The sequence below is a fragment of the Mucilaginibacter sp. cycad4 genome, from assembly GCF_034263275.1.
GTDB lineage: Bacteria > Bacteroidota > Bacteroidia > Sphingobacteriales > Sphingobacteriaceae > Mucilaginibacter.
Genome location: NZ_CP139559.1, coordinates 1,286,896 through 1,300,580, shown reverse-complemented (window position 1 = coordinate 1,300,580; position 13,685 = coordinate 1,286,896). Strand labels below are relative to the sequence as shown.

Annotated in this window: 9 protein-coding genes; 5 read left to right on the top strand and 4 right to left on the bottom strand. The window is 41.8% G+C overall.

The annotated features are described in order from the left end of the window. Positions 1–299 precede the first annotated feature (299 nt). From SNE26_RS05485 to SNE26_RS05470, 4 genes are all read right to left on the bottom strand, one after another. Complete coding sequence (locus SNE26_RS05485; protein WP_321558359.1) at positions 300–1,115, bottom strand: tyrosine-protein phosphatase; 816 nt, start codon at positions 1,113–1,115, stop codon at positions 300–302. Between the two features lie 79 nt (positions 1,116–1,194). Beyond that, on the bottom strand, positions 1,195–2,763 hold the full coding sequence (locus tag SNE26_RS05480; RefSeq protein ID WP_321558358.1) for a SusD/RagB family nutrient-binding outer membrane lipoprotein: 1,569 nt from the start codon (positions 2,761–2,763) through the stop codon (positions 1,195–1,197). 28 nt (positions 2,764–2,791) lie between these two features. After that, positions 2,792–6,166 (bottom strand): SusC/RagA family TonB-linked outer membrane protein, encoded by a 3,375-nt coding sequence (locus tag SNE26_RS05475; RefSeq protein WP_321558357.1) that lies wholly within the window; start codon positions 6,164–6,166, stop codon positions 2,792–2,794. Between the two features lie 279 nt (positions 6,167–6,445). Beyond that, entirely contained in the window at positions 6,446–9,019 is a 2,574-nt protein-coding gene (locus SNE26_RS05470; protein WP_321558356.1) for a BamA/TamA family outer membrane protein, read from the bottom strand. A 356-nt stretch (positions 9,020–9,375) separates the two neighbouring features. Here SNE26_RS05470 and SNE26_RS05465 point away from each other — a divergent pair, with 356 nt between their 5' ends. From SNE26_RS05465 to SNE26_RS05445, 5 genes are all read left to right on the top strand, one after another. Beyond that, positions 9,376–9,675, top strand: coding sequence for a hypothetical protein (locus SNE26_RS05465; protein ID WP_321558355.1), 300 nt, complete (start codon positions 9,376–9,378; stop codon positions 9,673–9,675). Between the two features lie 293 nt (positions 9,676–9,968). Next, complete coding sequence (locus SNE26_RS05460) at positions 9,969–11,033, top strand: hypothetical protein (protein WP_321558354.1); 1,065 nt, start codon at positions 9,969–9,971, stop codon at positions 11,031–11,033. Positions 11,034–11,042: 9 nt separating this feature from the next. After that, positions 11,043–11,870, top strand: coding sequence for a glycosyltransferase family protein (locus SNE26_RS05455; RefSeq protein ID WP_321558353.1), 828 nt, complete (start codon positions 11,043–11,045; stop codon positions 11,868–11,870). 7 nt (positions 11,871–11,877) lie between these two features. After that, positions 11,878–12,744 (top strand): 1-deoxy-D-xylulose-5-phosphate synthase N-terminal domain-containing protein, encoded by an 867-nt coding sequence (locus tag SNE26_RS05450; protein ID WP_321558352.1) that lies wholly within the window; start codon positions 11,878–11,880, stop codon positions 12,742–12,744. A gap of 1 nt (position 12,745) precedes the next feature. Next, on the top strand, positions 12,746–13,684 hold the full coding sequence (locus tag SNE26_RS05445; RefSeq protein ID WP_321558351.1) for a transketolase C-terminal domain-containing protein: 939 nt from the start codon (positions 12,746–12,748) through the stop codon (positions 13,682–13,684). The last annotated feature ends 1 nt before the right edge of the window (position 13,685 follow it).

Genomic DNA, 13,685 nt, shown 5'->3' with positions numbered 1-13,685 from the left:
TGTTCAAATTGTTCGGTTTAAACAGATTCAAATATTAATTTTTTAGAAATTTTATTTCAAAATAAAATATCACATCAAAAAATAACACGATAATTAATTATAAAGAAATTAAAATAAATAAAATTAATCAATGATTAACATCGATTATCATTGGGTTCCATTACGATATTATGCTGCCCAAGTGAATTTATAAGTCCGTTTTTTACCTGTTAATCTTCAATTGATGGTGAATTAAAAAAGCCGGGATCAGCAAATCTTGCTCGCCCCGGCTTCGTAAAAAAAAGAATTTCCTTTTTAGCTCAATCTAAAAACCTGGCTTTAAGCTCCCTGATATCTTTATCAGTTAAACCTACCTGGGTTTTAAGGTAGTTATCAACAGATCCATATTGTTTTTTGATGGCGGCAAAAGTGGCGTCGAGGTATTCCTTTTTAACAGCAACCACATCTTTGGCAACGCCTTCGTTAATCTGCATGTACTGAACCATTTGTTTGGCCATTTTTTCATTTTCGGCAGCACGATAATAGTTTGATGCCTCGTAATCCTTCATGATAGTTTCATAAGGCACACCTAAACTGTACAGCAATAAAGCAGCACCGATACCTGTGCGGTCTTTACCTGCAGTGCAATGAAATACGAGGCTTTTATCTTCGGGCATAGTGAGCAGTTTACCGAAAAATGGCTTATAACGGTCGGCAAGATAAGTGGTATTACTGTAATACGCTTCCATAACTGAATCACCGCGCGTTTTGCCTTTAAAGCTTTGCATCATGTTGCCTACATTATCACTTCCGGCAGGGCATAAAATATAATCGGTATTTGGATTTAAGCGATCAGGCGCCTTTTTTGATTCCTCTGTGCCACGTAAATCCACATCATATGTAATCTTGCGTTCAGCCAGTACAGCCATGTCCTGGTCTGTAAGCTTACTCATATCAGCGCTGCGGTAAACCTTGCCCCATTTTACATGATGGCCGTCTTTAGTGGCATACCCACCCAGGTCCCTGAAGTTTACAGCGCCCTGTAATTCCACTTTGCGTTTGGCGCTATCGGCAATCTGGGCATTAACGCTGCCGGCAAGGCAAACAGCAACAAATAATAACTGTACTTTTTTCATATTCGTTTTAAATTATAAAACAGGAGCACCTTGAAGCGCCCCTGTTAAATTTTAGTTTAAGTATTATGGTAAGATTAGATTATTTGGTTAACCAGGTATCTTTAAATACATCTTCAGTGCCACCAAACTGACTGGCTATCGCTTTTTGATAATTAGCATTGTTTGAGTTGATCTCATCTAAAGGATACAGCCAACGGCGCGGCAATTTACCACCGGCTGTGCCTAAGCCAGTACCCCCTTCACTTAATGCAGGTAAGTTGGTACGGCGGTGGTTAAAGTATGCTTCCCAGCCCGAGTTCATGAAAAATGCAACATATTTCTGTTGTAAAATTTGGGCAAGAGCAGCTGTAGATGAACCTAAGTTATAGCTTACATTAGCTAAAAATGTTGCATTATCTGTAGTTACGGTGCCAAGGCTTTTGCCTCCTACATCAGATATGGTAACGGTTGAGTTTGAGGTAACACTTAAACCAAAGTTGCTGAAAGAAGCGGCAATACCTTTATCATACCAGGCTTTGGCATCAGCTGCTGAAAGCGTTGATGCCCAGCCACGGTTAATACCTTCGGCTATGTTGAAGGCCATTTCAGGGTAACCGATAAAAATGAAAGGTTCAGCCGTAGCACCTGATGCATTACCTAAATAACGTTGAGCATTAAAGAATGAATATTTACCTGTTGCTGCCTCATTTTGCAAAGTTGCCAGTGAAGTACCCGGATCAGCACCTAAATAGTTCGAAAAATCAGCAACATTGGTAGTAGTAACAGGTGTAGCCATTAAATAGGTACGCGGGTCTTTGGTAGAAGTGGTGATATCCAATACCGGTTTACCCACGTTCATGAAGTTATTGTATGAGTTGCTGCCGGTTGCAAAAATCGGGTATAAATTGGTTGCATTGAATTTATAAACAAGATTGTCGCTGTTACCTGTCATTATCGGATACGTAGCAGCACTACCAACAATAGCAGCAAATTGTTGCTTGACGTTCAAATCTGCATTATCATCGGCCCTTTTACTTAAGCTTATCAATATCCTTAACCTGTAGCTATTGATCACTTTTTGCCACTGGAGGTTGGTTAATCCAAAAATATCTCCGCTATCAAAAACTGTAGTCGGAGAACCTGCAGTAGCTAAGATAGTATTGGCGTCATCCAGCAGCTTCAAAGAGTTTTTGTAAACATCGTGCTGAGTATCAAAAGCCGGGGTAAGAAAATTGATATCACCTGCCTGGGTCATTGGGATATCACCTACCCTTTGCGCCAGCCAGATGGCTGAATATGCCCGGAAGAATTTTGACATCGCATAATACTTATTGGTGGTGTTACCTAACTGTGCTTTTGCCTGTACTTCCAGTTGGATTGCATATTTCAATATTTCGTAGCTATGTGCGCTGTATGACCAGGTATCTTCATTAGTACCCCAATATTTTGCATAGTTAGAAACCTGGAACTGGTTTGATTTGTTTACATCGCCAAATGGCATCTCTTCCGACCTGATCAATATAGCCGTAAGGTGGTTCACTATTAATGAAACCGGGATCACCGAGTTTGCATTAATAGCATTCGGGTTTGAGTTAAGGTTCCCCTTTTGACAACCTGTTATTGACATCGCCAAAACAAACGTCGCTGTGATTAATTTTAAAGCTTTCATCTTTATAAATATGTTTTATAAAATATTTTTAGAATGTTACGTTAAGGTTAAACCCGTATCTGCGGGCTGTTGTGCTTTGCAGCGCACCGTTTGCCGCAGCACCTCCCGTTGTGTTATCGGTTGAGTTATAACCCGAAGCATACTGATCGATATCGAAATCTTTACGTGCTGCGAAATACAACAGGTTTCTGCCGACTAATGATATCGAAGCTGCTTTAATCAAGCTACCCTTTAAAAACTTTGAAGGGAAATTATAACCAATAGTCACCTCACGTAATTTGGCAAATGACCTGCTGATCATGTATTGCTCATCAATAGATTTAACGTTACCATTCAAATAGCTTTGAACCGTAATAGGTGTTGTGTTTGGAGCGAAGGTAAGCTCGCTTAAGTTTGAGATAACACCATTTTGAAATTTAGGTGTACCGCTAACAATTTTAACACCGGCACCGCTTTCGTTACCTAACAACGAAGGGGTAGGCGCTTGTGTACCAACTTTGGTTGAATTCCACTCGGCCAAACGTGCTGCACCAATCACACCCTGAACGGTTGAAAGGTCGGTACCACCCTGCCTGGTTGCATAGAAGTTATAATCGTAAATAACACCACCAATACGGCCGTCAACCTGGAAACTGAATGTGAAATTTTTATATGAAAACCTGTTATTGATACCAAATGTAAAGTCAGGGTTTAAATGGCCTAATGATCCGTATAATTGGCTGTTTGAGCCCGATGCTTTCAGCAACACGCCGCTTGCATCATATACAATATTGCCGTTACCATCTCTTAAATATTTAGTACCATATACTTCATCAACTCTATCGCCAACTGCATAGTTGTGGTTGCCGCTTCCCAAAGCTATGGTGTTGCTTGATCCATAACCAATTTTTGATAATGTTTCTTTAAAGGTAGAGTAGTTAATATTTACATCCCATGAAAATCCGTCTTTGTTGCGGATAGGCGAACCGGTTAATGATAATTCCCAGCCAGCTCTTTTCGTGGTAACCGCATTTTGGTTATAAGTAGAGAAAGTAGTTGAAGGCGCAATCGGGAATTGATAGATCTGCGGACCGTTTTGAGTATCAAAGTAAGTTACATCCAAACCTAAACGATTGTTAAGGAATTTGATGTCCACACCACCCTCATAAGATACCCGGTTGAATGGGTTAAGACTTGAGTTAGCCTTGGTATTTGAATAAGTAACCGAAGCCTGGTTATTATATAAAGTTGAATATGATGCCGCATCCTGGTTGGTGTAGCTTGGGCCATCATATGAGCTGTATAACTCAGTACCGTAATTTAATAACGTACTGGTAGTGATACCGGTAACTTGTTTATAAGCAGTACCAACTGTTGATTGTGTTAAACCGCTTTTAATATCGGCAACCGAAGCCCTTACTTTCAGGAAGCTGATCACTTCTGGCAATTTCACATAATCGGATATAGCTGAAGAGATTGAAGCTGAAGGATAAAAGAAAGGAGGCTTGTTACTTGGAAATGTCGACAATTTATCGAGGCGACCCGTTGTATTAATATTAAAATATTTGTCAAAACCGATATCAAATGAGTAGTAACCGCTATAAACCTGCATTTTTGAGTCCCAGGTATATGAAAGCGGTGCCTGTACTGAGTTTGACAACACATACACGTTAGGTAAAGCCAAAGCACGTGTAGTGCCGTAGAATGAATTATAAGTAAATGAACGTGAGTTAGCACCTACTAAACCGCTTACTGACCATTTACCAAAGGTTTTGTTATAGTTTAATTGTAAGTCGGTATTGTTTTCAAACAACTTACGGTCGTCTTCACGATAGTCACCATACCAGCCAAATTTATACCATGAGGTATAAGCATTTAAGTTAGCTGATGAAGGTACCTGTTCTGTTCTTTGCTGGTTCCAGGTTGATACCTGTGAGCGTAAGCTCAAATTCAAGTCTGACGTAATTTTATAATTTAAACGTAAATAAGCGTAAATGTCAGTTTTGTCATGACCACGCAGCCATTTTTTGGCCATGAACCATGGGTTATTCAAACGGCCATATTCCTGTGCGTATTGTACAAGGTCCTGAACACCCATCGGGCCTTTATAAATATCTTCAAGGTCACGTACATCATAATCTGCCGAGCCGTAAACCTTAAACATATAAATGTAGCTGTTAGGGCCATAGCTAACATCAGGAATGTTTGGAGTATATTGTTTATTGAAGTTGATGCTTCCGTCAATAGTTAGCCTTGGTGTAATATTATAGCTGGCATTAAGGCTGAAGTTATCAGAGTTCAACTTTGTGTTGGGAAACATACCCTTTTGATACATGTGGGTATAGGAAAACCTTGTATTATAATTTGAGCCACTGGCAGCAACTGCTAAGTTATTTGTAGAAATAAGACCAGTTTGCCTGAAGTTATCAAAGTTATTTTTACCGCGGGCTGTCCATGGTGTAGGTGTGCGTACGCCAGTAACCGGGTTGTAAGGACTATCGTACTGACGTAACAGCTGGCCATCAAAACGAGGACCGTATTCGCCTAAACGGTTACCGTTATCGTATAAAGCATCGGCAGCAGGTACGTAAACGTTGCTGTTATCTTTTGCCTGGTACTCATAATGATAAGCGTTACCACGACCGTATTCTGTTTGTGCTTCCGGCGCAGCAATTAAGCCGCCTTCAAACAGTGTGCTGCTGTTGATGTTAACTTCCCAGCCTTTTTTATCATTGGTACCTTTTTTAGTGGTGATGATAATTGCACCATTTATACCTCTTGAACCATACAATGCCGCAGCATTGGGGCCTTTTAATACGGTATAAGTATCGATATCATCAGGGCTGATATTCCAGGTATCCGAGTTGATCGGGCTGCCGTCAACCACAAAAAGTAAATCCTTGCTGCCACGTAAAACAATTTCAGGGCGGCCTAATAATTCGGCGTTTGTACCTACTGTTAAACCTGCAACTTTACCTGCTAATGAGTTAATAGGGTTGGGTTCACGTGCTTTAACCAATTCCGGGCCTTTAACTTCCTGAACGGTGTAACCAAGTCTTCTAACTTCTTTTTTTACACCATAAGCCGTTACAACAACTTCCGATAATGCTTTGGAATCGGATTTTAACTGAACGGAGATGTTAGTTTCAGTGCTAATGGTTACTTCCTGGGGAACATAACCTATAAATTTAAAAGTTAACACCTGGCCTTTAGCGGCAGCGAGTGTAAAGCGGCCTTCGGTACCAGTTACCGCGCCAATGGTAGTGCCTTTAACCTGCACACTTACGCCTGGTAAAGGATGATTGGTTTCGTCTAATACGATACCTCTGATAGTTAAACTTTGCGCGTATGTGCTGCCATAAGTAAGCATGCATACCACAAAAAGAATAAACAATCGTGAAAGTTTAAGTAAATTTTGTTTCATTGCAATACAGTTAGTTTGCAACAAAACTATTACAGAGGCATTAAGAAAAGGTTCTCAGATCAACAACTTAGGAATAAGGAATTATAAAGAAATATATTTTTCAGGCCAATTTTATGACTTAATGTTAAATATTCCTTAATTCTTTTAACATTCATACTATTTGGCATACCACTCATCTAATCTACTCAAAATCAAATAATAACAAAAAAGAGCCAAAGCCCTTCTGATCCGGCCCCGGCTCTTTTCTTCATACTTTATACCAATTTTCGCGAGGGTTAATTACAACCTGAAGTTAAGCGATATATAAGGGTACCAGCCTTCGCTTGAATGACCGGCCAGCAACTGCAATACCGTTAAACTTGCCGGCGCAAAATATAACCCGCCGCCGGTGCCGGTATGCCACTTATCTGAATGCTCATCATCTATCCAAACACGGCCTGCATCATAAAAGCCTACCAAACCTAACTGGCCCGGCAAAATATAACTGGCTATATCGGCAAGTTTAACCCTTGCCTGCAAATTATTGAACACCATATGCTTGCCTGCAAAACGGTTTTGCAAGTACCCCAACAGGTTGCCCTGTCCGCCCAAAAACATTGACTGGTAAAAAGCAGGCTTACCAAAGCTTACACCACCGCCAACGCGGTCAGATAATACGATGGCACCCTCCGGAGTTAGTTTTTGGTAGTAAGTAAACTCAGGCTTTATTTGTACAAATGATTTTGAATAACTGTTAAGGCCTGTATATCCCTGTGCTGTAACAGTAAAATAAAACCCGCTTTTAGGCAGTATATTATTGTCGCGCCGGTTTGTTGTATAATTTATCAAGGCGCCAAGATGAGCTTTATCTTTTCCTACCGATAAACTATCATAGGAGTTAATGAGTGATGTTTGATTAATAAAACGCCCGGCATTGTCAGCAAGATCAAGGTGATAAAACTGGAACGAAGGGCCAACACTGATATCGCTGTTTTTGCCGGTATGCCAGCGTAAAGCCGGGTCAAACTGGTAAATATCATATCGGGTACGGTAAAATCTCCGGTAACCTTCAAATTTGTTCAGTACACTTTCATTACCCAAACCAAAAAAGTTTACCGTATTATCGGGCGATTGAATATTGGCCTGCATAGTAAAATCAGCTTTACCAAAAGCATCTGTCCATTCGCCATTATATTTGATCCTGAATGCATCGGTGGCAAATGAATGGGTTATCATTACCTGCTGCAAGGTTGAATATGGCAGTTTACGGAAGCCATCATGTCCCGTATATTTAAAACCCAGTCCTAATAAAAATCCATCATCTTTATTTAAACCGGCAGTAGCCAGGGGCATCCATACATTATATAAATTAGTAGGCAGGAATTGCGTATTTAATGTATCGTTAGATAAGTGCTTGCTCAGCCTGCCTGTATTGCCGGTAAAAGTTATACTGTCTTTGCGCCCGTAAAACTGCACCTTACGATTGGCCTGTTTAACATCAACAGTTTTATTACCAACACTGTCTACAATTCTTAATTTTATTGGCGAACTACCATTATTGATTACAACCTGATCATCGCCGGCCGAAACATACAGCCTGATCTCCTTTGTAATTTCAGGCTTGTAAACCATATCCATAAAGCGGTTTTTGGTTTCTCCCTCCTTATTTAGCTTATCTATGGTTATCCTTGTAGCCTTATCCGGGGCATCTGAAATAGTGATCAGCTCATTTTTATCAGTGGTGCGGACATCCACTATCCTATTGCTGAACTTATAATACTCGCTCATTGCTGCCGGAATGTTGTCCCGGCGTTTTTTAAGCTTTGCTATCAGGTCATCATGCCTCAATTTATAGCTTTCTGCGGGCAGGCGTTTTAAACTCTCTTCAAGCACTGCATCAGTTTCGGCTTTAACAAACTCATCGGCAATTTGCATCCATCGTTCATAGCTTATTTGCGCATCAGGATACTCCTTCATAAAGCGCGTTTTAAAAAGAGAGTATTTCACCCGCGGAATGTCCGCTGTAAAATCTTCCAGTAAGGGATCTATCCAGGGCAAGGCTGCAATACTTGGAAACACGCCTTGCGTAACGTGAAATACCTGGTCACGGTCACGCGGTACGGCCATATAGGTTTTTCCCTTCCCATTTTTAGTATCAGCCCAACGCCATTGGTCTTCGTGCCTGTCCCAATCGCCCATTAAAAGATCAAGCATACGGGCGCGTAAAAACCCTTCCCCATCCAACCTGTTGTCATAGCTTTTAAGCAGTTGTCCCTGCATTTTAAGGGTATTATCTGACGAGCCTATGGGCTCCCGTTCCTCTATCAAACACACCGTACCTATAAATAATTTGCTGTATTGCCCAAGAGCCGGGTCTTCGGCCACAACACCTATAATTGGGTTGGCATGCGGTACGTGTGCAGCTTCAGCCAGCGGAGGCACTATCAGGGCAGAGTATGGATGCTGACCGCTAAATTCATCGCCAACCCAATCAACTGCGAAAGTGCCCTGCAAATTTGGCGGGAGCAACTTATCAGGTACCTTTTCAACGCTGCGCAATACCCATTCGCGGCCGGTTTTATCTTCCAGCCGTAACGACTTTGATTCCATACCGCCGCCTTGCTTTATAGGGGTCAGTCCACCGTTTATTTGCGATAACCGGATTACCGGCAGCTTAACTTTCATCGCCCAGTCTTTCCGATAGTTTTCACCAAACAACCAACGGTGAATTCCGGTTACATCATCATATGAGGCGTGGACACTTACAACGGTGCTATCCGGAAACTTTTGCCAGGCCGATGGTGCAATGGCCTGGGCATTTGCATACACCGCCGAGCCTGCGAGGAATAAAAAAGCGAGTATTTTTTTTGTCATGAGGTAATGTGTTTAGATGTAGGGGCTTAAATAATATAAATAGCAGGCAACATGCGTACCAAACATACAACTATCTGCATTACAGAAATTTAACAAAAAATCAACACAAAAAAAGTGACGATATATCGTTATTAATCTAAATAACCGTAAATAACATGACTGTTATGCTGCAGATCTTAATCGTTTGCTATCGGGATCTTAATATTTCGATAAAAATAATCAATCCGTAATTATTTTACACATCGGGGCAATACTTATGTTATTACTTGGTTGATATTGACCATTAAACATTTTCTCCTTATTAACTTCCGTTGTGACAGATTTTATTAGTTTTATACCTGGTACCTATTGATATTATGTCAAGCAACGATAAATCGCCGAATATCCTTAACGCAGCATCAAATTTACTGGGCTTATGTTTTGTGGTGCTTACCTCATTAAAATTCCTGAAACTTTCCGAACGGACTTATATCGATGAAACAGTAACTATAGCACTGGTTTTCTTTATGCTGAGCTGCATCCTTTCGTTTCTTTCTATCCGGGGCAATATCAAGCCTGGTGGTCATCTTGAAACATCGGCCGATTATTTCTTTCTCGGCGGGATGATCGTTCTGTTTGTCACTGCCATCCTTATTATATTTAAGGTTATGGTTTAAAAACACTATTATATACAAGCAGAATTAAAGCCCTCCAACGAACTTATATTAAACAGGTTAACCCAATCAACACCTGCACTTTATTAACAACATACATTATTTGTTAATAAATAATACACTCCAACATCCGGCTTAATGATTTGATAACGCAGACTTCGCATTATCTAAAAATAGCCCCCCTACATTTATCAAATTATCAGGCTTTGCCCTTTGCTAAGCCTCGTAATTTAAAATTAAAATGATAAAATTATTAATCATTGAATCTAACCGCAATTGCTGATTGAAATAAAAGGATGAAGAAAATACTATTCATTACCGGTTCAATTAACCAAACCACGCAAATGCACCAGATAGCTAATGAGCTGCCTGAATTTGATTGCTGGTTTAGCCAGTTGTTTACTGATAACCCAACACTAAACACTATTATTAATAAAAGTACGCTGCTTAGTGGCACAGTGCTTTCTACCAAATTCAGGCTCATTTCGGAAGACTATCTTCAAAAAAATGCCTTACAGATAGATTTTGGGGCAAAGAAAAACAAATACGACCTTGTTGTATTTTGCACCGACCTGATTGTGCCCCAGCGCATGCTTAACACCAAAACCATTTGGGTGCAGGAAGGTATGATTGACCGTTACACTCCCTGGAGCAGTGTTGTAAAAGGGCTTAAGCTTCCCCCTACGCTATGCGGTAACACCTCTTTAAACGGATCATCGAACATATGCGACGTTTACTGCGCGGCATCAGAAGGATATAAACAATACTTCATGGGCAAAGGCACCGAAGAACGGAAAATTGTAGTTACCGGCATGCCAAACTATGACAACCTTGTACAGCATGTAAATAATGATTTCCCGCATCATAATTATGTGATGGTAGCCACAACCGATATGCGCGAAACCTTCCGCATTGAAAACCGGATAGCTTTCATTAAAAAAGCCGTAAAAATTGCCAACGGCAGGCCATTGCTGTTCAAACTTCACCCAAATGAAAATTTTGACAGGGCCGAAAGGGAGATCCGCTCCAATACCCCGGCGGGCACATTGGTATACCGGCAGGGCAATACCAACCATATGATAGCCAATTGCTGCGAGCTCATCACCCAATATTCAACTGTGGTTTATACGGGCATTGCTTTAGGTAAAAAAGTGCACTCCCTGTTTGATGTCGATGAATTAAAACGCCTTGCCCCCGTACAGAACAATGGCGTATCGGCAAAAAACATTGCAGCCATTTGCCGCGGCTATTTAAACCATCATGGTAATAAAGAAAGCTTTGATCCGCAGGCAGCTATGAATAAGTACCAGGCTGGTAAACCGGAGGCTCAATTAACCGAAGAACTAATAGCTAACTGGTAATAATTTACCGTGAAAGAAAAGATCTTAATAGTAGTACAGGCCCGCATGGCGTCGAGCCGGTTACCGGGCAAGGTAATGCTGCCCATACTGGGCAAAAGCCTGCTTGCCCGAATGATTGAGCGGCTTAAAATGATCCGTCATAAAGCCGAAGTGATCATTGCCACATCTGAAACACCGGATGATGATATTATTATAAACGAAGCTGTCAATATAGGTATCCCCTATTACCGCGGCAGCCTGAACAACTTGCTCGACAGGCATTACCAGGCCGCAAAAGTTCATAACGCCGATATCATATTAAAAATCCCGTCTGATTGCCCCTTGATTGACCCGCGTATTGTTGATCATGTATTAGATTATTTTTTTGCCAATCAGGGTGCTTTCGATTTTGTAACTAACCTGCACCCGGCTACCTATCCCGATGGCAACGACGTGGAAATAATGACCATGAACTGCCTCACCAGGGCGTGGGAAAACGCAGGGCGTGAACTGGAGCTGGAGCATACCACCCCTTATATATGGGAAAACCCGCAATTGTTCAGGATCGGCAACGTGAGCTGGCCTGCCGGCTTGGATTATTCCATGTCGCACCGGTTTACGATTGATTATGCGGAAGATTATTACTTTATAGAGCGCGTATTCAGGGAATTATATCAAGCCGATAGTCACTTCTCTTGTGAGGATATCCTCAACCTGCTCCATCAAAAACCCGAGATCTACAATATTAATGCGCAATACGCCGGTGTAAACTGGTACAGGCATCATATAGATGAACTAAAAACAGTTTTACCTAATCAAACCAAACAGGCGCCCACAAAAAACTTACAGGAATTATAACAAGCGAATGATAACAGTGGAGAACAACAATTACCAGGATTTAACAGACATTTCTCTGAAGGTGAGAGAGCATATCATCCGCATGTCTACCGACGGCGGATGTTTTACAGGGGCATCATTATCGGCTGTCGACCTGATCGTTTATTTATATAGCAGTTTTTTAAACATCAATAAAGATAATCTTACTGACCCCGGCCGTGATTATCTTTTTCTGTCGAAAGGCCATGACGTGCCTGCCCTGTACGGCACGTTTGCCGAGCTGGGTTTACTGGAAAAAGAACGCCTTAAAAATCACCTTTTACTTAATGACCATATTTACTGGCATCCAAACACCAAAATTCCGGGTATCGAATTTCACTCGGGCTCGTTAGGCCATTTGCCTTCGGTTGCTATCGGTGTTGCCATGGACCTGAAGATTAGCGGAAGCACCAACAAAGTGGTTTGCATTTTAGGCGACGGTGAATTAAACGAAGGTACCTGCTGGGAAGCCATGCTGGTGGCTAATGCTTATCAATTGGATAACCTGCTTTTCGTGGTTGACCGTAACCATTTCCAGGCCAATATGCGCACGGAAGATCTGATCCCGCTGGAGCCCCTCGCAGATAAGTTTGAAGCCTTTGGCGCAGCTGTTAAAAGAATAAACGGCCACAGCTTTGCCGAACTTGATGAGGCTTTCGGTGCTTTTCCTTTCCAGGCCGGAAAACTCAATGTAATTATTGCTGATACCGTGCGCGGCAAAGGCCTGCCAAGTATCCAGGAAAGGGCCGACAGGTGGTTTTGCAATTTCAACGCAGACGAGATTGAACAGCTTTTATTAGAGCTGCATGGTCAGCACAATACAACATTAACATCAGAAACTTTAGTTGTGCGATAAGATGAGTTACGAAGAACTTTTAACCCAAACAGCCCTTGCCAACGAGCAGGTGATTGTAATGACCGCCGAAAACCGTGCGCTGGTACGTAACCTGCCCGGCATATTAGGCAAACGTTTTATTGACACCGGTATTACTGAACAAACCATGATTGGTGCAGCTGCCGGTTTGGCACTGCGTGGCCGTACCCCTGTTGTACACGCGCTTGCAGCCTTTTTAACCATGCGCGCCTTTGAATTTGTGCGCACCGATGTTGGCATAGCCAATTTACCGGTTAAGCTTAGCTCGTTTATACCAGGGTTTTTATCGGATGGCAACGGTCCAACCCACCAGGCCATTGAAGATATCTCCATTATGCGCGGCATCCCTAACGTAACCGTGTTTGCCCCTGCCGATGAGGACGATCTGGTAAAAATGCTGCCGCAGATCTGGGAGAGCAAAAGCCCGGCTTATACCCGCATCAATACACGAAAAACAACCTACAGCCATGAGCCTTTTAGCATGGGCAAAGCCGAAGTAATAGCCGCAGGCAGCGATGTAACCATTTTAACTTATGGCTTACTTTTTGAGCAGGCGCTCATCGCAATTGAGATGCTGAAAAGTGAAGGCCTTTCAGTTGGTTTGATCAATATGCGCAGCCTTAAACCTGTTGATGAGCAGGCTATACTGAAAGCATCGGCACAAAGCAAACTGGTGGTTACGCTTGAAGATCATTTTTTAACCGGCGGCCTTTATACCATCGTAGCCGAGGTTTTATTAAAACACCGCACTACGGCTAACGTGCTTCCCATGGCGTTGAATGAAAAATGGTTCAGGCCAACATTGCTTCCTTCGGTATTGGAGCACGAAGGTTTTACAGGCAAGCAAATTGCCGAAAAAATACTGGGCTATCAAACGGCTCACCATCAACCACAAATTTTAACACCTGAATTTTCAGAATAAA